Source organism: Kribbella rubisoli (assembly GCF_004217145.1).
Taxonomy (GTDB): Bacteria; Actinomycetota; Actinomycetes; order Propionibacteriales; family Kribbellaceae; genus Kribbella; species Kribbella rubisoli.
In genome coordinates, this window is the sequence record NZ_SHKR01000014.1 from 375,284 (window position 1) to 401,516 (window position 26,233).

A 26,233-nucleotide genomic window follows, 5' to 3' on the forward strand; every position below is an offset into this window, starting at 1 on the left:
CGATGTGCTACGAAGTTTCGAGGGCAAGGGCCTCGCGGTAACCGAGCCGGCGGCCCGTCTGCAGCAACGTCCGCTCGTACAGGCGCGCGCCCAGCCGGACGATCAGCACGGTCGCGCCGAGCAGCAGCGCGATCGCGACCAGCGGCTGCCAGATCGGCACGTCCTCGGTCAGCATCCGGCCCGGCATCGACATCGACGACGCGATCGGGACGAACGACGCCACCGTCTTGGCCGACGACCCCGCGAAGACCGAGAAGAAGAACGGGATCATCAGGATCATCTGCCCCGGCAGCGTGGTCGACCCGAGGTCCTCCTGCCGCGTGGCCAGCGAACCCGCGACCGCCCACAGCCCGGCCAGCGCCACGAATCCGAGGACGAAGAACACGACGAACCACCCGGCCACCGGCGCGACCACCTCGAGGATGTCGGCCTGATCAGTGGCCAGCAGCCCGATCAGCGACGCGGCCGCGATCACCACGATCTGCGACAGCGCCAGGACGGTGTTGCCGAGCACCTTGCCCCACAGCAGCGACCGGATCGGCACCGCCGCGGCCAGGATCTCGACGACCCGGCTCTCCTTCTCCTGTACGACGCTCTGCGCGATCATCATGCCGAACCCGAGCGCGGTCATGTAGAACACCAGCGCGAGCCCGATGTTGACGAACTGCGAGACGAGGTCCGGCAAGGGACCGGGTTTCAGCAGCTGTACGTCGACCTTCGTACCGGAGTGCAGCTGCGCCGGAGTCAGGCCCGCCTTGGAGGCGTTCGTCTCCATGCCGACGGTCGCAGCCGCCTCGCGCAGCGCGCTCTCGATGCCCGAGTCGACGTGGTCCTTCCCGACGACGGTGTAGCCACCGGCCGCCGGTAGCAGGGCTGCTTTTGCATCTCCATCGGAGACGAGCTTTTCCGCGGCCGGTCGGTCGCTGGCGCGGACCAGTTCATAGCCGTCGCCGCCCGCTGTCGTCGATGCTTGCTGGACGACTTTGGCGCCCCCGTCGTCGATCACCGCGATCTTGTCCGCCCCGCCCTTGCCCGCGAGGATCGCCGGCAGGATCACCGCGACCATCACGATGAACAGCATCACCAGGGTCGAGCCGATGAAGGTCTTGTCCCGGAGCTTGGTGCTGATCTCGCGCTCGGCGATCAGCGCCCACGGCCTGTCCAACACGTTCATCGGGTCGCCTCCCGGAAGACGTCGCTGAGCGCCACCCGCTCCGGCCCGAACTGCCGGACCGGTCCGCGGCTGAGCGCCTCTTGAAGGATCTTCTGCTCGACAGCCCCGTCCAGTACGTCGAACAGCGCCGTACCACCGGCCACATCGCGTACTTCGATGCCCCGGACGTCGCGCAGCCAGCCCGCGTCGCCGTCCACCACGAGCCGGTACGTCGTCGACGAGCCGGCCGACAGATCCGCGACCGAACCGGCGGCGACCACCTTGCCGCGGGACAGTACGACGAGGTCGTCGCACAGCCGCTCGACCAGGTCGAGCTGATGACTCGAGAACAGCACCGGCACCTCGGCCGTGACCTCCTCGCGGAGCAGGTCCACCATCGCGTCGACCGCGAGCGGGTCGAGGCCGCTGAACGGCTCGTCGAGCACCAGCGCGATCGGTTCGTGCACCAGCGCGGCCGCGATCTGTACCCGCTGCTGGTTGCCCAGCGACAGCGTCTCGAGCGCGTCGGTCGCCCGCTCAGCGAGCCCGAGCCGTTCGAGCAGCTTGTCGGTCCGTTCCAAGGCGCGGTCCGGCGAGAGCCCGTGCAGCCGGCCGAAGAACACCAGCTGGTCGCGGATCTTCATCTTCGGGTACAGCCCGCGCTCTTCGGGCATGTACCCGACGTCGCGCCGTACCTCCTGGGTCAGCAGCTCGCCGTTCCAGCGCACCTCGCCGGCGTTCGCGGCCAGGACGCCGAGGATGATCCGCATCGTCGTCGTCTTACCGGCACCGTTGGCCCCGACGAATCCGGTCATCCGTCCAGGTACGACGTCAAAGGTCACGTCGTCCAGCGCCAGATGATCACCGAACCGCCGGGTGAGCCCAGCCACCCTCAGCATGTGTCACCGTTCCCGTTCAGGTCAGCCCCCGGTCGGGCGTGCACCCGACACTGACAAACCTAGTGAGGACATGCCTCCCGGTACGTCGCCCGCGAGGGTGATCGCGCACGTCACCCGCTAGGCGGAGGTGTCATCCCCGGGGGTGACCAGACCGCACTCGTAGGCGAAGACGACGGCCTGGACGCGGTCGCGCAGGCCGAGCTTGAGAAGGACGCGGGAGACGTGGGTCTTGACGGTGGCCTCGCCGACGAAGAGCTGGGTGGCGATCTCGGTGTTGGTGAGGCCGCGGGCGATCAGGCCGAGGACCTCGCGCTCGCGCTCGGTGAGCTCGGCGAGGAGGTCCGGGCGATACACGCGCTCGCCGCCGCCGGTGAACCGCTTGATGACCCGTCGGGTCACCTCGGGCGCTAGCAGCGCGTGACCCGAGTGGACGATCTGGATCGCCTCCACCAAATCCTCGGGCGCGGTGTTCTTCAGCAGGAAGCCGCTCGCACCGGCTCCGAGCGACTCGAAGAGGTAGTCGTCGCGGTCGAAGGTCGTGAGGATGACCACCTTCCCGGCGTCCTCCGAGACGATCCGCTGGGTCGCGGTGATGCCGTCCATACCGGGCATCTGGACATCCATCAGTACGACGTCGGGCCGCAGCGCCAGCGCCAGCTCGATCGCCTTCTCGCCGTCGGACGCCTCACCGACGACCTCGATATCCGACTCGACCGACAGGATCATCCGGAACCCGGCGCGGACCAGATCCTGGTCATCCACCAGCAGGACCCGCATCGGGTCGTCAGTCATCGAGCCCTCCAGCCACCGGTTGGTCCAGCATCGGGTGATCCAGCGGGATGCGGACCCGGACCCGGAATCCTCCCACGGGCCGGGGGCCGATCTCGCTCTCACCGCCGAGCAGGCCGACGCGTTCCCGGATCCCGACATGGCCGAGCCGGCTGCCGACCGGCGCGTGCTTGGGGCGGCCGTCGTCGAGCACTTCGAGCTCGACTGTGTCACCGAGATAACGCAGCGTGAGATGCGCACTGCGCGCCGTCGAATGCTTCCGGACGTTCGCGAGCGCCTCCTGGGCGATCCGGTACACCGACACGGACACGGTCTTCGGCAGCTCGGCCGGTGCACCGATCTGGTGGAAACCGACCTCGAGACCCTGGCCGTTCACCTCCGAGATCAGCGCGGGCAGCCTGTCGGCGCCTGCCTGCGGCGCCTTCGGGTCCGGCGCCGTGACGTCGATGTCGGGATCCGCCGCGCGGAGCATGCCGAGCAGCTGCCGCATCTCGTTCACGGCGCTCCGGCTGGACTCCTCGATCACGTTCAGCGCGTTCTTCGCGGCGTCCGGGTCGGCGTCCATCACCCGCCGGGCTCCCCCGGCCTGGACGCCGATGCTGCTGATGTGGTGCGCGACGACGTCGTGCAGCTCCCGGGAGATCCGCAGCCGCTCGTCGATCACCGCACGCCGCGAGTTCGCCTCCTGCTGCGCGGCCAGCTCGGTCGCCTGCTGCTCCAGCTCGGCGCGCTGCCGGGCGGTCCCCCACGCCGTACGGCCCCAGAAGTACGCGCCGAAGAAATAGAGGACGTTCAACGCGACGGCCAGGACCACGTTCGAGACGTACGGCGAGAACAGCGCGTGGTTCGGCCCTTCGATCGCGTTGTTCTGCAGCGCCTTGACGAAGTTGAGCGTCAGCCAGCCGAACATCACCAGGAACACGACCGCCACCGCGGCCTTCATCAGCCGCCGGTCGCGGGACCAAGCCACCGCGGCGTACACCGCCATGAACATCGTCGCCTGGGTGACGAGGTTGCCGCCGAACGCGAACAGCGCCCGCTCGCCGTTCACCACGAACAGCACCGCGACCACCAGCAGCACCGGGATCGGCCACCGCCGCCGGAAGCACATCGGCATGGCGATCGCCGCGCTCAGCACGTACGGCTCGACGCCGCCGATACCGAGGTTGACGTGCGTCGGCGAGCCGCCGCGGGCGAGCTCGGTGCCGAGCAGGGACGCCAGGGCCATCCCGAGCCCCAGGAGTACGTCGTACCGCTGCTCGCGAGCCGTCGGCGCGGGCCGGGTCCATGTACTCGGGGACATAGCTCATCAGCCTAGGGCCTGATGACGCCTGTCGGCCGCCGCGTACTCTTAGGGGCGTGACCATCGCCCCAGAAGGACGGAAACTGCTCAGGCTCGAGGTGCGCAACGCGGAGACCCCGATCGAGCGCAAACCCGAGTGGATCAAGACCCGCGCCAAGATGGGCCCGGAGTACCAGGCGCTGCAGAAGCTCGTGAAATCCGAGGGACTGCACACGGTGTGCCAGGAAGCCGGCTGCCCGAACATCTTCGAGTGCTGGGAGGACCGCGAGGCGACCTTCCTCATCGGCGGTGACCAGTGCACGCGGCGCTGTGACTTCTGCCAGATCGACACCGGCAAGCCCGAGGAGCTGGACCGCGACGAGCCGCGCCGCGTGGCCGAGTCGGTCCGGACCATGGGCCTGCGCTACGCGACCGTGACCGGCGTCGCCCGCGACGACCTGGACGACGGCGGCGCCTGGCTGTACGCCGAGACGATCCGCCAGATCCACGAGCTCAACCCGGGCACCGGTGTCGAGATGCTCGCGCCGGACTTCAACGCCGTACCCGAGCAGCTGGCCGAGGTGTTCTCCTCCCGGCCCGAGGTGTTCGCGCACAACGTCGAGACCGTGCCGCGGATCTTCCGCCGGATCCGGCCCGGCTTCCGCTACGAGCGCTCGCTGGACGTCATCACCCAGGCCCGCGACTACGGCCTGGTCACCAAGTCGAACCTGATCCTCGGCATGGGCGAGACCCGCGACGAGGTCAGCCAGGCACTGAAGGACCTGCACGCGGCGGGCTGCGAGATCATCACGATCACGCAGTACCTGCGTCCCTCGGTGCGGCACCACCCGGTCGAGCGCTGGGTCAAGCCCGAGGAGTTCGTCGAGCTGGACGCCGAGGCGCAGGAGATCGGTTTCGCCGGAGTCATGTCCGGGCCGCTTGTGCGTTCGTCGTACCGGGCCGGTCGGCTGTACCGTCAGGCCGTTGAGTCACGTATGAAGAACCAGGACAGGTAGACATGGCCAAGAACGACGCGCCCGAAGAGAAGACCAGCCGGCTCAAGCAGATCGTCTCGGCGTACAAGCTGACCCAGAAGTCCGACCCGACGGTCGGGCTGGTGCTCGCCGGGATCTTCCTCGGCATCGTCGGGCTGGCCGTGCTCGGCGGTTTCCTGGTCGGCCCGCTGCTGATCTGGATCCCGCTCGGTGTCGCGCTCGGCTTCCTGGCCGCGACGCTGGTGTTCGGCCGCAAGGTCGAGAAGGCGGCGTACAGCCAGATCGAGGGGCAGGCCGGTGCGGCCGCGTCCGCGCTGCAGACGCTGCGCCGCGGCTGGAACGTGACGCCCGCGATCGCGGTCACCAAGAACGCCGACATCGTCCACCGCGTGGTCGGGCGGCCGGGCATCGTCCTGGTCGGCGAGGGTCAGGCGAGCCGGGTGAAGAACCTGCTGACGGCCGAGGCCAAGAAGCACAACCGGGTCGCCGGCGGCGCGCCGGTGACGCAGGTCATCGCCGGTCAGGGCGAGGGCGAGATCGACATCCGCAAGCTGACCAAGTACGTCATGAAGCTGCCGGCGGTGATGCAGCCGTCGGAGATCACCGATCTGCTGCAGCGGCTGAAGGCGCTCGACGCGGTTCGCCCGCAGGTGCCGATGCCGAAGGGGCCGGTGCCGAGCAGCCTGAAGGGCGCCCGCCAGGCGATGCGGGGACGGTAACCAAGCGGCATGCTCGACAGTTGATCTGTTCAGACATGCGCCGTGGGGAGGCTGGGAGCCCTTAGGGTGCGACCAGGACGGATTACAGGGGAACAGCTGACATGACGGATCTGATGCCGCCAGTGCGCCGACGTGTGCACCAACCGGTGGCCGAGACGTGGCCGACGTTGGCGCGGCCACGCTCGAATCCGGTCCGGAGGTACGGCGCGGCGACGGCGATCAAGCTGATCGCCAAGGATCTTCCCGCCACGATCCACCTCGACAGCAACCGCTCGTACGGTCTCGGCGGGCCCGCGATGCGGGTGCACCGGACGTTGCCGTTCCTGGACCGGCTCGGGCACGACGCCGGGTCCGGGTTCGGCGAGGCGTTCCTGGCCGGCGACTGGGACCCTGAGCCCGGCACCGACCTGGCCGACCTGCTGGTCCCGTTCGCGGAGCGGTTCAGCAACGACGAGACCCGGCACCTGCTGCCGAAGTGGGCGCAGTCGCTGCGCTGGCTCGTCACCCGCTCCCAGCCGGGTGACCAGGAGAACGACCGGGCCGGCGCGCGCGAGAACATCAGCCGCCACTACGACCTGAGCAACGCGATGTTCAGCGAGTTCCTCGATCCGACCTTGACCTACTCTGCGGCGTACTTCGGTGACACTGCTCACAGCGACCTGGCCACGGCGTCGTACGACGAGCTGACCGCCGCCCAGTTGCGCAAGCTCGACTCGATCCTCGATGCGGCCGGGATTCAGTCCGGGTCGCGCGTGCTCGACATCGGGTGCGGCTGGGCGAGTCTCGCGATCCGGGCGGCCCAGCGGGGCGCGTGGGTGACGGCGATCACGATCGCTTCGCAGCAGGCGTTGCTGGCGCAGCGCAAGATCGCGGATGCGGGCGTCGGCGACCGGGTGCAGGTCGCGTTGCGGGACTACCGCGACCAGATCGGCGAGTTCGACGCCGTACTGAGCGTGGAGATGATCGAGGCGGTCGGCGAGAAGTACTGGCCCGTGTACTTCGAGGCGATCGAGCGGCGGCTCGCGCCGGGCGGCGTCGGCGTCGTACAGGCGATCGTGATGCCGCACGAGCGGATGCTCGCGACCCGGAACACGTTCACCTGGGTGCAGAAGTACATCTTCCCGGGCGGCCTGATCCCGTCGATCAAGGTGATCGAGGACGTCACCGCACAGCACACCGGGCTGCGCGCGGACGTCGTACGGCACCTGGGCGCGGACTACGCACGCACGCTGCGAGTCTGGCGGAACCGCTTCATCGAGCGCTGGCCGGAGATCTCCGCGCTCGGCTTCGACGACACGTTCGGGCGGATGTGGGAGTTCTACCTCGCGTACTCCGAGGCCGGCTTCCGCACCGGTTACCTCGACGACGTACAACTGCGGCTCACGCGCCGCTGACTTGTCCCCGGTTCAGCGCCGTACGACGACCGTCTTCGCGGCGAGATCGTGCAGGCCGCGGTGGTCACGGTCGAAGATCACCGCCGGGATCAGCAGGCAGATCAGGAACGACCTGATCACTCCCCCGAGCAGCCCGACCTGCGGGACCTCCTTGTTCTTCAGGTTGAGGACGCGCAGCCCGAAGAGCCGGTGACCGATTGTGCCGCCGGCCAGGCCGGTGAGGATCGCGGTCACCAGGAAGAAGATCGCCAGGTGTGACGTGTTGTAGTCGTTGCCGCCTCCCCACATCGGCTTACCGACCACGACCGACGCGATCAGCCCGGCGATGAGCCAGTCCACCAGCAGGGCCAGCAGACGGCGGCCCCAGCCCGCCACTGAGCCCGCGCCCTCCTCGGGCAGACCCAGCCGGCTCCCCGGAAAACGGAATTCTTCGGTGGGTCCTGTGCCCGGCCGCGCCGACGATGCCATGATGACTAGCCTACGGAACAGCCCATGGGCCGCTTCAGGCGGACCGTAAGATCTCAGGGCGTAATCGCCGTACACCAGTGGGTCAGCGCGGACACGCTGGGCGTAACATCCGCGAAACATCAGGGTCACGACGGAGAAACCGGCGGGCCCTACGTTCAGATGCAATCTCTGAGCCACCCTAGGAGTACGTATGTTTTCCAGCGCTGAGGAGCTGCTCGCCTACGTCAAGGACGAGGGCATCGAGATCATCGATGTCCGGTTCTCCGACCTGCCGGGCATCATGCAGCACTTCACCGTCCCGGTGTCGTCGTTCGGGCCCGAGGTCTTCGAAGAGGGCCTGATGTTCGACGGTTCGTCGGTGCGCGGGTTCCAGCAGATCCACGAATCGGACATGAAGCTGCTGCCCGACCCCACCACGGCCTTCCTCGACACGTTCCGCGGGGCGAAGACGCTGGCCATCAACTTCTTCGTGCACGACCCGCTGACCGGCGAGGCCTACTCGCGTGACCCGCGCAACATCGCGCGGAAGGCGCAGGAGTACCTGAAGTCGACCGGGATCGCGGACACCGCGTTCTTCGCGCCCGAGGCCGAGTTCTACGTCTTCGACGACGTCCGGTTCGAGACCAAGTCGAACGCGGCACACTACTCGATCGACTCGGTCGCCGGCGCCTGGAACACCGGCCGGGTCGAGGACGGCGGCAACCGCGGCTACAAGGTCCGCTACAAGGGCGGCTACTTCCCGGTCGCGCCGACCGACCACTTCGGCGAGCTGCGCGACGACATCACGCTGGCTCTGGAGAAGGCCGGTCTGGTCGTCGAGCGGGCCCACCACGAGGTCGGCACCGCGGGTCAGGCGGAGATCAACTTCCGCTTCGACGAGCTGCTGAAGACCGCGGACAACCTGATGAAGTTCAAGTACATCGTCAAGAACACCGCGTGGGCGGCCGGCAAGACCGCGACCTTCATGCCGAAGCCGATCTTCGGCGACAACGGCTCGGGTATGCACGTCCACCAGTCGCTGTTCTCCAACGGTGACGCACTCTTCTACGACGAGTCCGGGTACGGCGGCCTGTCCGACATCGCCCGCTGGTACATCGGCGGTCTGCTCAAGCACGCCCCGTCGCTGCTGGCCTTCACCAACCCGACCGTGAACTCGTACCACCGCCTGGTGCCGGGCTTCGAGGCGCCGGTCAACCTGGTCTACTCGCAGCGCAACCGCTCGGCCTGCATCCGGATCCCGATCACCGGATCGAACCCGAAGGCGAAGCGGATCGAGTTCCGCTGCCCCGACCCGTCGGCGAACCCGTACCTGGCCTTCTCGGCCCAGCTGCTGGCCGGCCTGGACGGCATCCGCAACAAGATCGAGCCGGCCGACCCGGTCGACAAGGACCTGTACGAGCTGCCCCCGGAGGAGCACGCGGGCATCCCGCAGGTCCCGACCTCGCTGCCGGCCGTGATCGACTCCCTCGAGGCCGACCATGCCTTCCTCCTCGAGGGCGACGTCTTCACGTCCGACCTGATCGAGACCTGGATCGACCTCAAGCGCGAGCAGGAAATCGCCCCGATCCAGCTCCGCCCCCACCCGCACGAGTTCGAGCTGTACTACGACGTCTGAGTTGCCTGAGACGTAACTGAGAAAGCCCCATCCGGCGAATTCGGGTGGGGCTTTCTCGTGCTCTGGACCGGCTTCGGGGCGAGGCGCACAATGCGCTTGATATCCCTCGGGGGCTGGGAAGGGGGAACAAGTGAGGCCGTCAATCATGCGCCGGTCCGCGGTCCTCGGAGTGATCGGCCTGATCGGGTCGCTCGCCCTGGTGACACTGGGCACGCCGGCCAGCGCCGCGCCGGGCAACACCGCCGTACACAATCCGTTGCTGAAGGAAGCGCTGGCCGAGGAGGAACAGGAAGGTACGGATGACCCGGCGCAGTCGGCGCTGTGCCAGTCGTATCTCGGCCATCCGAACCCGTACGGGAACCCCGCGCCGAACGTCGACCAGATCGTCGGCGACACCGTGGTCACGGTGGGCTCGCAAGCCGGGTGCAGTTCCGCGCAGAACGAGACCACGATCGCGGTCAACCCGCGCAATCCGAACAACATCGTCGCCGGCGCGAACGACTACCGGCTGTTCAACGCCCGGGAGAACCGCAACGACAGTTCGAGCTTCGCGTACACGTCGTTCAACGGCGGCCGGACCTGGACGAACGTGGTGATTCCAGGGCTGACCATCGCCGCGGGCGGCACCGGCGCCTTCAGCTGGTTCGACGGATCCGGCGACCCGGTCGTCGCGTTCGGGCCGAACAACACCGTCTACTTCGCCAGCATCGTGTTCAGTCGGTCGGCTCCGCTCGGTGGGCAGGACGCGACCGCGATCGTCGTCAACGTGTCGCACGACGGCGGGCTGCACTGGGGCGGTCCCCATGTCGTCGCGATGGACGGCGTGAACTCTGACGGCACGCCGGCCGTGACGCATATCTTCAACGACAAGCCGTGGATGGCCGCTGATCCGTCGAACGGCAGGGTGTACGTGAGCTGGACCAAGTTCACCTACGACACCGACGACAACTACCTCGAGTCGCCGATCATGCTGTCGGCCAGCGTCGACTTCGGTGCGCACTTCGGGGCACCGGTGCGGATCCCGCCGTCGCTGGACGGGTTCCACGGCGGCATCACGCCGTTCGACCAAGGCTCGAACCCGCAGGTCGGCAACGACGGGCGGCTGTACGTCGCTTACGAGGCCTCGGTCTGCGCGACCGCAGCGTGTGACGCCGCGGGCGACCGTGACGCCACGGTGGTGGCGACCTCGACCGACCACGGACGCACGTTCCGGCACGCGATCGTCGACACGAACTACGACTTCCCGGACACGCTGACCGGCGAGAACTTCCGGCTCAACAGCTATCCGCAACTCGCCTACGACCGGCTGAACGAGAAGCTGACCGTGGTGTGGTCCGACGACCGCAACGGTCTGTACAACGCGGCCACCGGCGCATCGGTCAAGACCAACGGTGACAACGTCGTGTCCTCGTCCGGTAACGGCAAGAGCTGGTCCCGGCCTTTGGTCATCGGTACGCCGCAGGACGAGTTCTTCAGCGCGGTCGCCGCGCGCGACGGCAAGGTCGCGATCGCGTCGTACACGAGGCATTACGACCGCAACGGGATCAACCTCGACTACGCGTACTGGGCCGCTTCCGGCACCCAGTCGCTCAGCCGGGCCGCCACCCAGCGGATCACTACTGCCTCGCAGAACCCGCAGGTCCAGTTCCTCGCCGTCGACCCGGACGGCACCGAGGTGCAGGGGGTGTTCATCGGCGACTACTCAGCGGTTGCCATCGGCAATGACCTCCGGATCCACCCGTGCTGGACCGACTTCCGCGGCCGGCCCGGGGTGAACACGCCCAACCAGGACGCGTACACCCAGAGCATCCAGCTCAGGCACTGACGACAGCGTCGAGCTCGGCGAGGGCGTCCCCGTCGAGCTCGACCTCGGCCGTGCGCAGGTTGTCCTCGAGGTGGGCGATACTGCGGGTGCCGGGGATCAGGGCGGTGTTGCCGGCGTGCGCCAGGATCCAGGCCAGGCAGACCGCGGCGGGCGTGGCGTCGAGCCGCGCGGCAGTCCGCAGAACGACGGGGTGCTCGGCGGGTGACGGGATCTGGTCGAAGGCGGAGCCGAGCGGGAAGTACGGGATCCAGGCGACGCCGTTCGTCGCGCAGAGCTGCAGTTGTTCCTCGGCGGAGCGGTCGATCAGGCTGTAGGCGTTCTGGACGCAGACGATGCCGGCCGGGAGGGCCTGCTTGAGCTGCTCGGTGCTGATGTTGCTGAGGCCGATCGCGCCGATGAGGCCTTCGTTGCGTAGGGCAATCAGTTCGGCGAGCTGGTCGTCGAGCGGGACGCGCTGGTCGCCTTCGGCGATCAGCCCTGGGCCTTGGTCGGCGCGGCGGAGGTTGACCACCGGGACCTGGTCGAGACCGAGGGACGTGAGGTCGAGTTGAACCTGCTCGCGTAGCTGCGACGGGTGCTGGGCCAGGGTCAGAGGCACCGGCGCGTCGACCCGCCGAGCGCCGACCTTGCTGACGATGACGAGGTCATCGGTGTACGGGTGCAGGGCGGCCCGGATGTGTTGGTTGACCGTCGTGTGGCCGTAGAACGAGGCGGTGTCGAGGTGGTTGACGCCGAGTTCGACGGCGCGCCGCAGGACGGCGCCCGCCGCTGTCGTGTCGAGCTTCTCGAGCTGCATCGCGCCGTACCCGATCCGGGCGATCTCGTACGGTCCGAGCGTGATGGCGCCGCCGGGGCGTTGACAGGTCATAGCGGTGTCCCCAGGTAGAGTAAGTGGAGGTTTCTCCAATTACCGTAACACTAACTGGAGGTTTCTCCATTTATGCGGGCTGACGCGGCGCGGAAGCGTGAGCAGGTGGTCGCGGCGGCCGGGGACGAGCTGGCCGAACTTGCCGTGGCCGCCCGCGCGGGCGAACCTGTGCACCTCTCGCTCGACCGGGTTGCGGCGCGGGCAAGGGTCGGTGTGGCGACGCTGTACCGGCACTTCCCGACCCGGGAGGCGCTCCTCACGGCGGTCTACCACCAGGAACTCGGTCGGCTCTGCGACGCCGCGCCCGAGCTGGCGACCGCCGGACCCGCCGACGAGGCGTTGCTGGCCTGGATGCACCGCTACCTCGACTTCGTCGACTCCAAGCGTGCGATGGGAGTCAGCCTCCGCGCCATCGTGGCCTCGGGCGCGGTCACGCAGTCGGACACCCGGTCCCGGCTCGCCGGGGCCATCGGCCATTTCCTCGAGGCCGGCGTGGCCGCGGGCACGCTGCGCTCCGGCGTACCGGCCGATGACGTTGTTGCGGCGATGGCCGGGGCTGTGATCACTGCGGCTCCCGAACAGCAGCGCGAGCAGGCCGAGCGCCTGCTCGATCTGCTCCTGGACGGTCTCCGACCCCGCTAGGCGAAGCTCTGCGTGCCGATCACGCCGAGGAGATCCAGCTTCTCCCGGGCGTCGGTGCCCTCGATGGGGAGGAAGGCGCGCACGCGAAGGTCTGCGGCCGGGGTGAGCAGGGTCTCGCAGGTCAGGTCCAGGTCGCCGACCTCGGTGCTCACGAAGCGTTTGCGTGGCAGGTGGACGGCGACGTCATGGCGGGACCACAGCGTGCGGAACTCCTCGCTGTCAGCGGTCAGGGCGTCGACCAGCTCGGTGACGTCGCGGTCGCCCATCCGACGGGAGTACGTCGCGCGCAGGTCGGCGACGTGGAAGGCCGAATGGGCGTCCCAGTCTTCCGCGGGGAAGATCTTGCGGATCGCCGGGTCGGTGAACCAGAGCCAGGTCAGGTTTCGCCCCACGCTGGGACCGACAACGACATCGGCGAGCGCGTTCTGCCAGAGCACCTCGTCGAGGTCCGTGCAGATCACGACCGGAACGTCGGTGAGGCGGGTCACCAGCGCGAGCAGGCCGGGCGGGATGTGGCGGCCGGCTCGGCGTAGTGGCGGCGTGAGGCCGGCCAGGTGGTACAGGTGGTCGCGCTCGTTCAGGTCGCAGCGGAGGGCGCGGGCAAGGCCGGCGATGATCGGTTCGGACGGGTTCGCGCCGCGGGACTGCTCCAGCCGCGAGTAGTAGTCAGTGGACATGCCGGCGAGTTGAGCGACCTCCTCGCGGCGCAGTCCCGGCGTACGGCGTCGGGCGCCGTCGGGAAGTCCTACGTCGGCCGGGTGCAGCACCTCCCGGCGCCGGCGGAGGAAGTCGGCCAGGCCGTCACGATCGATCACACCGTCCATCATCCGCGACGGCCCAAAGCCTATCCAGGGACAACCTGTCCGTGGATGAAGTGGGCCTTCTCCGCCGCCCTCGGCCGGCAGAGGGTGGAGGAGAACCCAAGGAGGAAACCCATGCACTACCGCACGCTCGGCCGGACCGGTATCAAGGTCAGCCCGTACGCCCTCGGCGCGATGATGTTCGGTGCCGTCGGCAACAACGACCGCGACCTGTCGCTCCGGATGATAGACAAGGCACTCGACGCCGGGATCAACTTCGTCGACACCGCGGACTTCTACTCCCACGGCGAGTCCGAGGAGATCGTCGGCGCTGCGCTCAAGGGCCGCCGCGAGCACGTCGTACTCGCGACCAAATCGCACCTGCCGATGGGCGACGACCCGAACCAGCGGGGCAACTCGCGACGCTGGATCATCACCGCGGTCGAGGACTCGCTGCGTCGCCTGCAGACCGACTACATCGACGTGTTCCAGATGCACCGGCCCGATCCGGACACCGATCTCGAGGAGACCCTGTCCGCCTTGACCGATCTGATCCGGAGCGGGAAGGTCCGCGCGGCCGGTTCGTCGGCGACGCCGGCGAGCGAGATCGTCGAGGCGCAGTGGGTTGCCGAGCGTCGCGGTCTGGAGCGGTTCCGGACCGAGCAACCGCCGTACTCGATCCTCAATCGCGGGATCGAGCGCGAGGTGCTGCCGATGGTGCAGAAGTACGGGATGGGCGCGCTGGTCTGGAGCCCGCTCGCTCAGGGGCAGCTGACCGGGCGGGCGCCCGCGGATCTCCGGCGTACGGCGATCTTCAAGCACATGAGCGACGCGCGGCGGCTCGACGTCGTGGAGCAGCTGATTCCGGTCGCCGACGCGGCCGGGCTCAAGCTGACCCATCTGGCGATGGCATTCGCGATCGCGCATCCGGGCGTCACATCGGCGATCATCGGCCCGCGGACCATGGAGCATCTCGACGACGCCCTGGCCGGGATGGACGTCACACTTGATGACGCCATCCTCGACCAGATCGACAAGATCGTTCCGCCGGGCACCGATGTCGGCCGGCTCGACATGGACTACGACACACCGGCCATCCTCGACGCATCGTTGCGCCGCCGATCGATCACCGATCGCGCCGCTGCTTAGTCGTACGTCTCAGAGGACTATTCAGAAGTTTCCCTTTTCTCTTGTCTTTCCCTGATCGCAGGTCAGAACGTGGCTTGGCCCCGGGCGTCGAAGAAAGGCCGGGGTTACGACGGAACGAAGCGTCCTGCAGGTGGGTCGATGCGGTATCACGCTGTACTCCGGCTCGGTCGCGACGGGATCACCGAGCTCGTAGGTCGGGGCGAGGGTCCCGTGGACCGACTTTCCGGAACATAGTTGCCGCTGGGTGCAAAGTTCCTTCCGCAAAGCAGGCCGGAACCGCCGGCCTGATACGGCGGCTGGAGTTCGTGACCTGGGTGCGGTCCGGACGTGAGCCACTCACCGAGCGAAGGCAGCCCGGTGGCCTCAGGTGTGCGCACCCCTCTTCCGGGCCCCGTGCCGTGAGTTGCTGAGTGGTGGCGGCCCAGCCGCCTCGAACTATGCCGGCGGCCGGTTGTGTAGACAAACCTCGAGCCGATCGCCGAAGCCAGCCACCACTCCAAATCTCTTCTTTCCTTGTCTTTCTCTTAAGCTCTTCCTCGAAGATCAACCCGCCGGCTGATCTTGTGGACCCGTCCAGGACTTCTGAATAGTTCTCTTAGTTGTACGTCGCAGTCACGTGGTAGACGCGGCCGCCCCAGCCGTCGTCGGGGAAGGAGTCCGACACGCGCACGTACCCGGCCCTGCTCGATCCGGCGGCGGCGCCGAGGTACGGCGTGAGGTCGAACGTGCGGGCTGCCTTGTTGTTCCCGTCGTGCTCCTGGTTGGTCTCGGTGGCGACCGTGGTCCAGGTCTGCCCGTCGCCGCTGACCTGTACGACGAACTCGTTGTCGATCGTCAACGTCGCGGACGCGCTGGTGGTGTCGGCCGGGAACGGGAAGCGATAGACGAAGTACGAGTGCCCGTCGGCGAACCGGTTCTGTACGCCGTTGCTCTGCGAACCGTCCGCGTCGAACAGCCACGGAGTCTCGGCCGCCGTACCGGTGTCGAAGTCGACGTTGTGTGCGACCAGGATGTCCGACCGCGTGCTGAACGACAGCGATCCGGACGCCGCGGTCGCGGTGACCGAGTGGGGGCCGTCCGCGGTGCCGGCCGGGATCGTGACGTCGAGAGGGACCGACGCATGCACAGGCGAAGCGTTGCCGTGCGGGCGAAGCGTCACGGTCGTCTTCGCCGGCGTCACCGTCCACCCGGAAGGAGCGGCCGGTCGCACGACGACCTGGAGCGGAGCCTGGCCGGTTGCCTGGACGTCGACCTGGACCTTCACGTGGGTCGCGCTGCCGGTCGCGGGCATCACCACGGGCAACGCCGGATTGGTTGTCGCTGACAACGATCGCGTCGGCGGCACGGTGGGTACGGCGGCGATCAGGGCGCTCAGCGCACTGGCCTGTGTACGCCAGTCGAAGACGTTCGGCTCGGCGCCGGACCACCGCTCCCCCAGCCGGTCGGACGCGTCGCGGTCGTTGTCCCAGACCGTGGCCGCCTGCTGCGCGACGAAAGCCGTATAGCGCGGGTCGTGCGTGGTGTCGGCGAGGTCCGTCCAGTAGCGCATGAAGATGCCCTTGAACTGCTTGCCGTTGTCGTCACACGTGCGGCCCGGCGCATCGCAGTACTCCGTGAGGACGCCGTCGGTGACGAGGCCGCCCGGAGCGATCGCCGCGTCCGCCAGCCGCCGTACGGTCGGGAGGATCTTGGCGTCATGGGTGGCTCGGTAGAGCTCGAGGCCGGCGCCGATCGCGAGGCCCTGGTTGTAGCTCCAGACCGTGTCGCCGTTGCTCGTACAGTCGTCCTTCAGGCCGTCGTTGACCAGGCCGGCGGAGTTGATCATGCCGCTCGCGGTGAACCAGTTCCAGCCCTCCTGGGCGCGACCGAGCCAGCGCTTGTCGTGCGGCATGCGGTTGTGCAGCTCCGCGGTGAGCCGGATCCAGAGGCCGTTGGTGACCGCGTTCTTGTACGTGCGTTCGCCGTTCCACCAGACTCCGCCGCCGCACGAACTCGGGTCCCAGTACCCCTCGACGTACTCCGCGATCTTGACCGCCATGTCGAGGTACTTGCGGTTCTTCGTCAGGTCGTACGCCTGGATCCAGGTCAGACCCCACCACTCGGAGTCGTCGATCGCGCGACTGGTGAAGTTGCCCAGCAGCTCGTCACCGGACAGGTACCCGGCCGGGAACTTGCCCTTGTCCTTCTCGAACGTGTTGTCCAGCTGCGCCAGGTAGCGGCGGTCGCCGGTGCGTTGCATGTAGTCGCCGATGGTCTGCAACGCGACCGCGGAGTTCCACCAGCTGGAGGGGAACCACGCCTTGTTCGGCTCGTAGGAGCTCATCAGTTCGTCGGCCGCGACCCGGGCCCGCGCGGTGGCGGTCGGGCCGTCGGCGTGCGGCGGAGTGGCTCCGGCCGGCGGCGACACAAGCCCGATCGCCAGTGTCACCGCCCCGGCCACGAGCAGACGGAAGGTACGACGGGGCAAGACCATGGGCGGATCTCCTCGAGCGGCTTGGAAACGTTTCACCGAGCTTCCGAGGAGACATCGTCGTCGCACCAGACAACGATGTCAATGGCCCAGGATCGTGGCAATCTCATCCAGTTGCGCCGGGGCCAGCGGACCGTGCTGGAGCGCGCCGGCGTTCTCCTCGACCTGCGCGACCGTCTTGAACCCGGGGATCGGGACGAACGCCTCGCTGCGCGCCCACAGCCAGCCGAGCGCACCCTGCGCGAGCGTCCGGCCGTCGGACGTGAGTACGTCGCGGATCGCGTCGAGGCGGCGCAACGACTCGGCCTGGTCGCCGGTCCGGAAGTTCCAGCCGTGCCGTACGTCGTCCTCGGGCAGGCTGCTGTCCTGGTCGAACTTCCCCGTCAGCAAGCCCATCCCGAGCGGACCTCGCACGATGCTCGCGAGCCCCTTGTCCTCGCACAGCGCGAGTACGTCGGCGTTCCCGCCGAACACGTTGAAGTGCTGCTGGATCGCCTTGCAGTGCGGGCTTTTCGCGAACAGCGCGGCCCGCTCCGGATCGTCCGTGCTCCACCCGATCGCACGGACCTTGCCCGCGGCAACCAGTTCCTCGAAGACCGCGAGTACGTCGTCCGCCTTGGCGAGGTCGTATCCGCCGAGGTGGAACTGGTACAGGTCGATCCGGTCCGTCTTGAGGCGCCGGAGCGACTCGTCGCAGGCCCCGCGGATGTAGTCCGGGTCGCCGTTCTCACCTGGCGCCTCGCGGGTCTCCTCGACGTAGGTGTAACCGGCCTTGGAGGCGATCACGATGTCGTCCCGGACGTCCCCGAGCGCGTCCGCGATCAGCTTCTCGCTGTGCCCGCAGCCGTACACGTCGGCGGTGTCGAAGAACGTCACCCCCAGCTCGTACGCGCGCCGCAACGCCCGCTTCGACTCGCCGTCGTCGATCACACCCCAACCGACCGGACTCCCCTGCCGGGCATGCGGTCCCCCGATCGCCCAACACCCCATGCCCAGCGCACTGACCGCCGTTCCCCCTGCACCCAACGAACGCTGCGCTGCCTGCGCCATAACACCCTCCGACCTAGAACGGGAACGTTTCCAGCCACCAGATCACGCTCCCGCCCTGCAGTCCAACAGGTGTTCCTCATGACCCCGACAAGTCGCAGCGATGAGTCAGACGTACAACGAGAGCGGCGCACCCACCGGGGCATCGCCGTACGAGTTGACCACCTTGTTGAGCTCGAGCTGGTAGTACAGCGTCCCCAGACCGAGCACGAACATCAGCAGCAGCCCGATACCGGCACTGCACGTGACCGGCAGACCGGCGGCCCGCTGAGCCTCAGCGATCCGCTTGCCGGTGCGGAAGTACGAGATCATCGGCGCGATCAAGGTCCAGCTCAGGAAGAGCAGGACCAGCATCGGGCCGGCCACCGGAACCACGCGCCGGCGGTCGAAGTGCGCGAGCTCCTTGTGGATCTTGTAGTACCAGACCAGGTGATAGATCCCGAGCGTGATCAACGGCAGTCCGAGCCAGACACCGACCGGGTGCCGCAGCTTCATCTGCATTCCCTGCGCGACCGGCGTACCCGCTCGGCTCGGCAGGACGATCTGCTGTCCCACGAGTGTTCCCCCCTACGATCGGGTCACAGAGCGCGACCCTGTCGGCCGCTACATCGGGTTCTCGTCACGATGCGTTACAACGGGACCTGATCAAACTCCGGTGCGGGCTTCGACGCGCCCGTCGGCGACGGCCTTGGCGAAGGTGGGCGTCGGCACGCAGCCAGCCGAGGAAGATGTCGCTGGTGGCCTGCATCATCCGCTGGCCGACGACCACCCGCTCGCCTTGGTTCAGCTGCTCGGACGATCCGGCGTACGACGACAACGCCGACGGGCCCGCCTGCTTCGCCTGGAGGACCAACGCCTCGTCGGCAATCGTGGACTCCAGCAGCATGATCCACGCGCGGGTGCCGACGCTGCCGACGCCGACGACCTTGTGCGCGATGTCGGCAAGCCGGAAATGGTTCAGGAGATGCCGGCGGTCCTGCTCGAGAGTGCCGCGGTAACCGGTCATCAGCTCCTACAGCCTGGCGAGCACCTCGGCGCCGTCGATGCCGGTGCCGACCATGTCGTTCACCGGGATGACCAGCGGCGGGTTCGAGACGATCCGCCGGTGGCCGTCGACGGTGGTGGTGAGCTTGCCGATCGCCTGCATGCTGTCGCGGGTGTACGCCTTCGCGACCTGTCCGCGGGCCGCCTTCAGACTCTTCCGCTGACCCGACGGCAGTGTGGCCTTGAACCGCTTGGCCACATCCTCGACATCCAGCCGCGCGTACCAGACGGCAAGAATCGGCCGGCGGGCGAACTCGTGCATCGTCTCGCGATACGCGCGGACGACGCTCAGCACGATCCTGCGGCACTTCTTCGGATGGAACCCGTTGTCCTGCCCCGCCACCACGAAGCTCGCCGCGAGCCGCTTCACGTCCCACTCGAACGATCCGGGCAGCGTCTCGTCGAAGTCGTTCACGTCGAACACGAGCCGCCGATCGGGCGAGGCGTACCCTCCGAAGTTCGACAGGTGAGCGTCTCCGCACAGCTGCACCTGCAGCCCGGTCGCCGGCGTCTCCGCGAGGTCGGCCGCCATTACCAGCGCGGCGCCGCGGTAGAACGTGAACGGCGAGACGAGCATGCGGCCGTGCCGGATCGGCACCAGCTCCGGCACGCGCCCCTCGGCCTGGGTGAGCAGCAGCCCGACCGGATCGCGGGTGTCGCTCAGCCGGACCTCGGCGTGCGCCTCGAGCGGCACCTCCTTGCGGACCGCCTTCCCCCGCGCCGCCCGTTCCTTCGCAGTCAGTGGCTCGTCCATCTCTCCAGGGTCGTCCTGGCAGCGCATCTTGACCAGCAAGACATCCTAAGTCGACTAATTGAGTGAACTTAAACTGATTTGTATGACTTTCCTCTGGTACATCCCGAACCAGGTCGTCGCGGGTCATCGCGGCGACGACACCGTCCAGGGACACAACAGCATCGAGCGCTTGACCGACCTCGCGCGCCTCACCGAGGACCACGGCTGGTCCGGCGCGCTGCTCGGCACCGGGTGGGGCCGGCCGGACACGTTCACCGTCGCCACCGCACTCGCCGCGCGTACGACGACGTTCCAGCCACTGGCCGCGATCCGGCCCGGCTACTGGCATCCGGCGCACTTCGCGTCCGCGGCGAGCACGCTCGATCAGCTCAGCGGCGGGCGGGCGCTGATCAACATCGTCTCCGGCCAGGACAACCTCGCGGCGTACGGCGACAGTGAGGGCGACCAGCCGCAGCGCTACGCCCGGACGAAGGAGTTTCTCCAACTGGTACGGCGATTGTGGACCGAGGAGGATGTCACGTTCGCGGGCGAGTACTTCTCGGTCACCGGGTCGACGGTCGCGACACGGCCCGTCGTACGGGAGGGCCGCTTGCATCCGCGGCTGTACTTCGGTGGCGCGTCGGATGCGGCGCAGCGCGTGGCCGCGACGGATGCCGACGTACAACTGTTCTGGGGCGAGCCGCTGGACGGGATCGCCGAGCGGATCTCACACCTGCGGGACTTGGAGAGCGAGCTCGGTCGCGAGCATGCGCCGCTGGAGTTCGGGTTGCGGATCACGACGCTGGTTCGGGATACCGCCGAGGAGGCGTGGGCCGACGCCGAGGCGAAGGTCGCGAAGATGGCTGAGGCGCAAGGCAACCGCGACCGCCGCTGGTTCAAGGCCGTCGGCCAGCAACGTCTCCTCGACCTGGCCGAACGCGGGGAGGTCCTCGACGGCAACCTCTACACCGCCCCCGGCAAGTACGGCGGAGGCGGCGCCGGGACCACCTGGCTCGTCGGCTCTCCCGACGACGTCGCCAAGTCCCTCCGCAGATACCGCGACCTGGGCATCACCCACTTCATCCTCTCCGACACCCCGTACCACGAAGAAACCATCCGCATCGGCGACCAAGTCCTTCCCCTCTTGCGCCAGTGAACTGAAAGGATGCTGCTCACGGCTTGACGTTGCATGCCGGGTGTGATCGGTTGATTACCGAGCGCCAGCGATGGGTATGGGCGCTGTGAGGCACGTGAGGAGTATCGATGGTCAACTATCTGCCCCGGTCTGCGTGGAATGCGCGACCGCCGAAGGACGGGCCGGGGAACCTGACCGTGTCCCGGGTCGAGGGCGCGGTGATCCACTGGCCGGGCACCGGGTCGACGAAGGTCATCCACACCCAGGCGGCGGTCGCGTCCGCGTTGCGCGGGTGGCAGGACTACCACATGGACAGCCGCGGCTGGTCCGATATCGCGTACCAGGTCGCGGTCGACCAGTCCGGGCGGGCCTGGACGCTGCGCGGTCTGCGGACCCAGTCCGGCGCGAACGGCGACAACGACGTGAACGAACGGTACGGCGCGATCCTGCTGGTGCTGGTCACCGGCGAGCAGCCGTCCGCCGCGATGAAGGCGACCACCCGCGCGGTGATCGCCGACTTCCGCAGGCTCTACCCCCGCGGTACGGCGATCCGGCCGCACTCCGCGGTCCGTCCGGAGCCGACAGACTGCCCCGGCGATCCAGCCCGTGCCGCGATCGCCCGCGGCGAATTCACCCCTGGCAATTCGGAGGACGACGACATGACCCCCGCCCAGATGCAGGAGCTCAAGAACTTCATCGAGGCCCGCTCGCAGGCCTACGCCCTCTGGGTGCACAAGCAGCTGCGCCGTGACCTCACCGCGGTGGTGAAGGCGTACGCACTCGACATCAAGAACTACGAACGCCAGACCGACGCGGCCGACGCCGCCCGCGCTGCCGCCGCCGTCTGGGCCACCGCACCCAAGAGCATCCAGGTAGACGGCGACCCGGCACAGGAACCGGTCGGCCCCGACCCCACCACCGACCCCGAACCAAGCCTCCCCGACCTGGACCCGTTCCCCACGGTCGACGCGACCCCGAACGGCGACAAGCCGGCCTAGCACGCCCCACCGCGATTGTCGGTGGGGCCTGTTTAGGTATTGCGGTGGATCTTGAGACGCTCTCGGAGCGGTTGGAGAAGTTGTCCGTGCGGTACGGCGAGCGCCTCGGCTTCGAGCGGGACCCGGACTGGTTCCTGCTCAAGCTGCAGGAGGAGGTCGGCGAGCTCACCCAGGCCTATCTCCAGCACACCGGCCGCGCCCGCTCCAAGGGCTCGACCCCGGATCAGATCCGCGACACCTTCCACCAGGAGTTCGCCGACGTCTTCTGCCAGCTGCTGCTGTTCGCGAAGCAGCACGACGTCGATCTGCCGGCCGAGATCGAGAACAAGTGGCTGGTCTACGAAGTCTGACGTGGCGCGCGGGCGTTCAGTACGAGGGCGACGGTCAGCCCGATCGCGACCAACGAGTCGGCCACCAGGCTGACCTGGATCGGGGCCTGGAAGAACATGTCCAGCGCCAGTGCCACGGCGTACCCGAGCGGCCAGGTCAGGGTGCCGATCAGCTTCCAGATCGTGGTCCAACGGTTCGACGACCAGAGCATCCCGACACCGATCACCCAGCCGACCATGGCCACGATCACGCTGAACGACAACAGGTACGGCGCGACCAGCAGCAGCCCGACCGCGACGAAGTCCCACGGACGCAGCCGTGGCGGTACCTCGACCTGCACCAGGCCGTCGGTGGCGGCGGCGACGATCTCGCTCGGCCGGCCGAGCCGCTGCAGGACCTCGCGGATCTCGTCATCGGAGGTGGCGCCTGCCGCGCGCGCCTCGGCGATGTGCGTCTTCATGTCGTCGAGCAGCTCGTCGCGCCGTCCGGCCGGCAGCGCCGCGGCCTCTGCGGCCAGCTCGTCCAGGTACGCGTCGACCAGCCGATTGCTGTCCAGTTCCATGTTCATCCCCGTCTCCCACTCTGCAAGATCTTGTCGACCGAGGTGCAGAACCGTTGCCAGTCCGCGGTGAACGCGGCCAACGCCTGGCTGCCCTCGGGTGTCGAGGTGTAATACCGCCGCGGCGGGCCCGATCCGGACTCCTGCCAGCTCGTCTCGACCAGGCCTTCACGGCGCAGCCGGGCCAGCAGTGGGTAGATCGTGCCCTCGGTCGTGACCATTCCGTCGACGTCACTCAGCGCCTTGACCAACTCGAAACCGTAACGAGGTTCTCCCTGCAACAGCGCCAGGACGCAGAACTCCAGCGTGCCGCGGCGCAGCTGCGTGAAGACCTTCTCGGCTACCATGCGAGACAAGGTACCTGTTCACGCCAAGATAAGCCAAGTCGAGGATCAGTCAGTTTTCGGGCGCACCGAGAACATCACGGTCAGGACGAAGGCCGGTATGGCCACGACCCACAGCGGCGGCAGGTTGAGCAGCACCGGCGCCAGACACAGGAGCAGCAGGTCGAATCCGCGAGCCGGCTGGGAGAACAGTCCGGGCGGGATCGCCCCCATCGGCGAGGCGACGAGCGGACCGGCGTACGTCGGCGGCCGCGCGGACGCCTGCCGCACCGCGCCGGAGATCACGCCACCCGCAACCGCGAACGTCGCCGAGAGACTGCCGATCGCGGGGAACGCGAGCCCCGCCCAGAGCACCGCGAACAGCCCCGGAACCACCGCCATCACCACGCGCAGATCGCGCAGATCCATCCCCATCGCGCGCACCAGGCCTGTCGAACGGCAGACCGTCCGCAGTCCATCGAGCATCGGCCGTACGGCGACGAACCCGGCGAACGCGGCCGCGATCGGAACAAGTACGTCGAACCCCGCGCCCGCGACGGCGTACGGGACAACGAGCAACGCACCCGCGATGACGAGCCGACGCGGCCAGCGCAGGATCCGCCAGAACTCGCGCTGCACGATCGCACCGCCGCGCGAACCCATGCCGCGCCGTGACCGCACCCGCCCCTTCAACCGCCAGTGCCGCCCGGAGATCACGTCGCCGAGCATGCTGATGTCCAGACTGCTCGCCGCACCCGCGAGGCCGGCCAGCAACTCACCGCCCGCGATCACACTCGATCGCCCGAGCCTGTCGAGCGTCCGCGAGGTGATCGTCGTCAGGCCGAGGCAGAGCACGACGACGATCACGCAGACCACCAGCAGATGCAGCCCGCCTGGGTCGAAGACGGACACCTGCTCTATATCCGCGAAGGTCAGGATGACGTTCGCGGTCTGCACATTGCGCGTCGGTTCGTGCCGGAAGGCCAGGATCGCGGCGGGGACGAGGGCGGCGATCAGCAGCAGGTCCGCGATTCGGAGGGTCCACCGGGAGCGTCGGGTCGACTGCTGCGCCCAGACCGTGCCGATCGCCGCGCACACCAGGAGCGCGCTGATCAGGACCGCCGCCTCGAGCACGACCCCGAAGCTCGACCCGATCAGAGCCCAGACGACCGCCGCTGCGACGAGCCCGGCGACCGCGACCGCAGCGGTCACCAGCCGGTACGCCGGGCGCAGCAGCGCGGCTCGGTTGACCGGCGTGGCGAGCAGCCAGAACCCGCTGGCCCGCGACGCCGACACCGGTCCGACCGCGAGCAGCATCCGCACGGTGATTGCCACCAGCAACGGCACCATGATCCACGGCAGCCACTCGGTCAACTGCCCGCAGGTGTACGACGAACAGCGGGCCGCGTCCGAGTTCAGGTGCCGTACGACGTTGCCGGCCGTCGCGCCGACCATCGCCAACGTGAACAGGACCAGGTACACGTCCTCGAAGATCTGCCAGAACGACCGATCCGCATGCCGTCGGCGGGTCGTGCGCATCCACTGGCGCAACGACCGCGACGTCGGGATCGCGCCGAAGTCGCTGGGATCGAAGACAACAGGCCCGTCCGTCATGGCAGCGGAGTCAGGGTGACGACGGAGTCGGCGACCGTCTCGACCAGCGCGGGATCGTGGCTCGCGAACAGGATCGAGGTGCCGGACTTCTTCTCCTCGAGCAGCCGGTTCGACAGCCACTGCACACCGTCGGTGTCCAGCCGCGCCTCCGGTTCGTCGAGCACCATCAGCTTGCGCGGCCGGACCAGCGCCGTCGCCAGTGCGAGGCGGCGGCGCTGACCAGACGACAGCGAGCCGGGGAGCTGGTCGGCGGCCGTCAGCAGGCCGATGTCGTCGAGCGTGGTGTCGACGAGATCTTCCGGCGAGGCGTTGCCGTGGGCGCGGGCCAGCAGGTCGAGATGCTCGGCCGCGGTCAGGTCCGGGAAGAAGTCCAGGTCGTCGAGCAGCGTCGCGACATCACGCCGGACGACCTCGACCCGCTCGTCGATCGGCACCCCGTCGAGCAGGATCTTCCCGGCGGCCGGCTCAGCCGAACCGACGATGCACTTGAGCACGGTCGTCTTGCCGGCGCCGTTCGGCCCGACCAAGGCGATCGCCTGCCCGGCCGCCAGCGTGAAGGTCAGCCCCTCGATCACCGGCCGGTCGCCGTACTTGTGCTGCAGACCCTCCACCGCCAGCCGCGGCACCGGCTTGCTGCTCGGCTTGCCCCCTGACCTGCTCCCCGACTTGCTCACTTCTTGCGGACCAGAGTCAGCCCGTCGCCGATGCCGAGCATGACCACGTCGACGCGATCGTCCTGCGCGACATGCGCGTTGAACTCCTTGCGGTCGGCCGGGCCGTCCGCGTCGATCACCCGTCCGCCGGCCAGCGTGTTGTCGAACAGCATCAGCCCGTTCGGGCGGATCAGCGGCAGGACGGTCTCGAAGTACCTGATGTACCAGTCCTTGTCGGCGTCGACGAACGCCAGGTCGAACTCGCCGTCGAGCTTCGCCGCGGAGTCGTGCGCGTCACCGATGCGCAGGTCGATCTTGTCCGCGACGCCCGCCCGCTCCCAGTACTTGCGGCCGATCGAGGTCCACTCGTCGCTGACGTCCAGGCAGATCAGCTCGCCGTCGTCCGGCAGACCGCGCGAGATCGCCAGCGCGGAGAAGCCGGTGAAGGTGCCGATCTCGACCGCACGGCGGGCGCCGATCAGCCGGGTCAGGGTGGTCAGCAGACCGGCCTGGTCCGCGGTGGTCAGCATCCCCGCGGGGTTGCCGAGCTTCTCGGTCTCGGCGCGCAGCTCGGTCGCGATCTCGTCCAGCGGCATGCCGTGGGCGACCATGTAGTCGTGCAGTTCCTCGGTCACCGGTACCTGATGGCCCATGAATTCCCGCCCTCCGTGTATTTGTTCGGTCGCCTGTAGTCTCTATTGGCTGTCGTCACGCCGCACACCCACCCCA

At 68.2% G+C, this 26,233-nt stretch carries 25 protein-coding genes and 1 pseudogene; 10 read left to right on the top strand and 16 right to left on the bottom strand.

Features of this window, described 5'->3' with window-relative positions:
- Nucleotides 1-7: 7 nt before the first annotated feature.
- From EV645_RS27335 to EV645_RS27350, 4 genes are all read right to left on the bottom strand, one after another.
- The gene (locus EV645_RS27335) at nt 8-1,174 is read right to left on the bottom strand and encodes an ABC transporter permease (RefSeq protein ID WP_130446874.1); all 1,167 of its coding nucleotides are present in this window, start codon (nt 1,172-1,174) and stop codon (nt 8-10) included.
- Complete coding sequence (locus tag EV645_RS27340) at nt 1,171-2,052, bottom strand: ABC transporter ATP-binding protein (RefSeq protein WP_130446875.1); 882 nt, start codon at nt 2,050-2,052, stop codon at nt 1,171-1,173. Before EV645_RS27340 ends, EV645_RS27335 begins: the two co-directional genes overlap by 4 nt.
- A gap of 117 nt (nt 2,053-2,169) precedes the next feature.
- Nucleotides 2,170-2,844 (bottom strand): response regulator, encoded by a 675-nt coding sequence (locus EV645_RS27345; protein ID WP_130446876.1) that lies wholly within the window; start codon nt 2,842-2,844, stop codon nt 2,170-2,172.
- Nucleotides 2,837-4,144, bottom strand: a complete 1,308-nt coding sequence (locus tag EV645_RS27350; protein WP_130446877.1) for a sensor histidine kinase — start codon at nt 4,142-4,144, stop codon at nt 2,837-2,839. The genes EV645_RS27345 and EV645_RS27350 overlap by 8 nt, the downstream gene beginning before the upstream one ends.
- A 56-nt stretch (nt 4,145-4,200) precedes the next feature.
- Between EV645_RS27350 and lipA the strand changes: the two genes are divergently transcribed.
- The 3 genes from lipA to EV645_RS27365 all read left to right on the top strand — a co-directional run bounded on the left by lipA (nt 4,201) and on the right by EV645_RS27365 (nt 7,231).
- Nucleotides 4,201-5,139: a lipoyl synthase gene (lipA, locus tag EV645_RS27355; RefSeq protein WP_130446878.1), complete on the top strand. Its 939-nt coding sequence runs from the start codon at nt 4,201-4,203 to the stop codon at nt 5,137-5,139.
- Between the two features lie 2 nt (nt 5,140-5,141).
- Entirely contained in the window at nt 5,142-5,837 is a 696-nt protein-coding gene (locus EV645_RS27360; protein WP_130446879.1) for a DUF4191 domain-containing protein, read from the top strand.
- A 101-nt stretch (nt 5,838-5,938) separates the two neighbouring features.
- A complete protein-coding gene (locus tag EV645_RS27365; protein WP_130446880.1) occupies nt 5,939-7,231 on the top strand; it encodes an SAM-dependent methyltransferase in 1,293 nt (430 codons plus the stop codon).
- Between the two features lie 12 nt (nt 7,232-7,243).
- Here the strand turns inward: EV645_RS27365 and EV645_RS27370 are convergent, their stop codons facing one another.
- Nucleotides 7,244-7,699 carry an RDD family protein gene (locus EV645_RS27370; RefSeq protein ID WP_130446881.1) on the bottom strand — a complete coding sequence of 152 codons (456 nt, stop codon included), beginning with the start codon at nt 7,697-7,699 and terminating at the stop codon, nt 7,244-7,246.
- Nucleotides 7,700-7,889: 190 nt separating this feature from the next.
- On the opposite strand from EV645_RS27370, the gene glnA reads away from it, so the two are divergent.
- Both glnA and EV645_RS27380 read left to right on the top strand, forming a co-directional pair.
- Entirely contained in the window at nt 7,890-9,314 is a 1,425-nt protein-coding gene (glnA, locus tag EV645_RS27375) for a type I glutamate--ammonia ligase (protein ID WP_130446882.1), read from the top strand.
- 130 nt (nt 9,315-9,444) lie between these two features.
- Entirely contained in the window at nt 9,445-11,139 is a 1,695-nt protein-coding gene (locus EV645_RS27380) for a sialidase family protein (protein ID WP_198681882.1), read from the top strand.
- Here the strand turns inward: EV645_RS27380 and EV645_RS27385 are convergent.
- Nucleotides 11,129-12,007: an aldo/keto reductase gene (locus EV645_RS27385; RefSeq protein ID WP_130446883.1), complete on the bottom strand. Its 879-nt coding sequence runs from the start codon at nt 12,005-12,007 to the stop codon at nt 11,129-11,131. The genes EV645_RS27380 and EV645_RS27385 overlap by 11 nt on opposite strands.
- 72 nt (nt 12,008-12,079) lie before the next feature.
- On the opposite strand from EV645_RS27385, the gene EV645_RS27390 reads away from it, so the two are divergent.
- The gene (locus EV645_RS27390; RefSeq protein WP_130446884.1) at nt 12,080-12,649 is read left to right on the top strand and encodes a TetR/AcrR family transcriptional regulator; all 570 of its coding nucleotides are present in this window, start codon (nt 12,080-12,082) and stop codon (nt 12,647-12,649) included.
- On the opposite strand, the gene EV645_RS27395 is transcribed toward EV645_RS27390, so the two are convergent.
- On the bottom strand, nt 12,646-13,464 hold the full coding sequence (locus tag EV645_RS27395) for a helix-turn-helix transcriptional regulator (RefSeq protein WP_130446885.1): 819 nt from the start codon (nt 13,462-13,464) through the stop codon (nt 12,646-12,648). The genes EV645_RS27390 and EV645_RS27395 overlap by 4 nt on opposite strands.
- A gap of 120 nt (nt 13,465-13,584) precedes the next feature.
- On the opposite strand from EV645_RS27395, the gene EV645_RS27400 reads away from it, so the two are divergent.
- Nucleotides 13,585-14,598: an aldo/keto reductase gene (locus tag EV645_RS27400; protein ID WP_130446886.1), complete on the top strand. Its 1,014-nt coding sequence runs from the start codon at nt 13,585-13,587 to the stop codon at nt 14,596-14,598.
- Nucleotides 14,599-15,193: 595 nt separating this feature from the next.
- On the opposite strand, the gene EV645_RS27405 is transcribed toward EV645_RS27400, so the two are convergent.
- From EV645_RS27405 to EV645_RS42875, 4 genes and pseudogenes are all read right to left on the bottom strand, one after another.
- On the bottom strand, nt 15,194-17,071 hold the full coding sequence (locus tag EV645_RS27405) for a glycoside hydrolase family 76 protein (protein ID WP_130446887.1): 1,878 nt from the start codon (nt 17,069-17,071) through the stop codon (nt 15,194-15,196).
- A 78-nt stretch (nt 17,072-17,149) separates the two neighbouring features.
- Nucleotides 17,150-18,118, bottom strand: coding sequence for an aldo/keto reductase (locus EV645_RS27410; RefSeq protein ID WP_130446888.1), 969 nt, complete (start codon nt 18,116-18,118; stop codon nt 17,150-17,152).
- 105 nt (nt 18,119-18,223) lie between these two features.
- Nucleotides 18,224-18,670, bottom strand: coding sequence for a DUF4234 domain-containing protein (locus EV645_RS27415; RefSeq protein ID WP_242000696.1), 447 nt, complete (start codon nt 18,668-18,670; stop codon nt 18,224-18,226).
- 64 nt (nt 18,671-18,734) lie between these two features.
- Nucleotides 18,735-19,940 (bottom strand): annotated as a pseudogene (locus EV645_RS42875) (DUF2252 domain-containing protein).
- A 55-nt stretch (nt 19,941-19,995) separates the two neighbouring features.
- On the opposite strand from EV645_RS42875, the gene EV645_RS27430 reads away from it, so the two are divergent.
- The 3 genes from EV645_RS27430 (at nt 19,996) to EV645_RS27440 (ending at nt 22,375) form a co-directional block, all read left to right on the top strand.
- On the top strand, nt 19,996-21,048 hold the full coding sequence (locus tag EV645_RS27430; RefSeq protein WP_130446891.1) for an LLM class flavin-dependent oxidoreductase: 1,053 nt from the start codon (nt 19,996-19,998) through the stop codon (nt 21,046-21,048).
- A gap of 107 nt (nt 21,049-21,155) precedes the next feature.
- The gene (locus tag EV645_RS27435) at nt 21,156-22,025 is read left to right on the top strand and encodes a peptidoglycan recognition protein family protein (protein WP_130446892.1); all 870 of its coding nucleotides are present in this window, start codon (nt 21,156-21,158) and stop codon (nt 22,023-22,025) included.
- A gap of 44 nt (nt 22,026-22,069) precedes the next feature.
- Nucleotides 22,070-22,375: a nucleoside triphosphate pyrophosphohydrolase family protein gene (locus tag EV645_RS27440; protein WP_198681883.1), complete on the top strand. Its 306-nt coding sequence runs from the start codon at nt 22,070-22,072 to the stop codon at nt 22,373-22,375.
- Here EV645_RS27440 and EV645_RS27445 read toward each other — a convergent pair.
- Genes EV645_RS27445 through EV645_RS27465 form a run of 5 tightly spaced genes read right to left on the bottom strand, consistent with a single transcriptional unit; the run spans nt 22,363 to nt 26,157 of the window.
- The gene (locus tag EV645_RS27445) at nt 22,363-22,923 is read right to left on the bottom strand and encodes an HAAS signaling domain-containing protein (protein ID WP_130446893.1); all 561 of its coding nucleotides are present in this window, start codon (nt 22,921-22,923) and stop codon (nt 22,363-22,365) included. The genes EV645_RS27440 and EV645_RS27445 overlap by 13 nt on opposite strands.
- Nucleotides 22,920-23,261 (bottom strand): PadR family transcriptional regulator, encoded by a 342-nt coding sequence (locus EV645_RS27450; RefSeq protein ID WP_130446894.1) that lies wholly within the window; start codon nt 23,259-23,261, stop codon nt 22,920-22,922. Before EV645_RS27450 ends, EV645_RS27445 begins: the two co-directional genes overlap by 4 nt.
- A gap of 45 nt (nt 23,262-23,306) precedes the next feature.
- On the bottom strand, nt 23,307-24,851 hold the full coding sequence (locus EV645_RS27455) for a DUF6297 family protein (RefSeq protein ID WP_130446895.1): 1,545 nt from the start codon (nt 24,849-24,851) through the stop codon (nt 23,307-23,309).
- Nucleotides 24,848-25,525 carry an ABC transporter ATP-binding protein gene (locus EV645_RS27460; RefSeq protein WP_422386644.1) on the bottom strand — a complete coding sequence of 226 codons (678 nt, stop codon included), beginning with the start codon at nt 25,523-25,525 and terminating at the stop codon, nt 24,848-24,850. The genes EV645_RS27455 and EV645_RS27460 overlap by 4 nt, the downstream gene beginning before the upstream one ends.
- Nucleotides 25,522-26,157: an O-methyltransferase gene (locus EV645_RS27465; protein ID WP_130446896.1), complete on the bottom strand. Its 636-nt coding sequence runs from the start codon at nt 26,155-26,157 to the stop codon at nt 25,522-25,524. The genes EV645_RS27460 and EV645_RS27465 overlap by 4 nt, the downstream gene beginning before the upstream one ends.
- Nucleotides 26,158-26,233 lie beyond the last annotated feature (76 nt).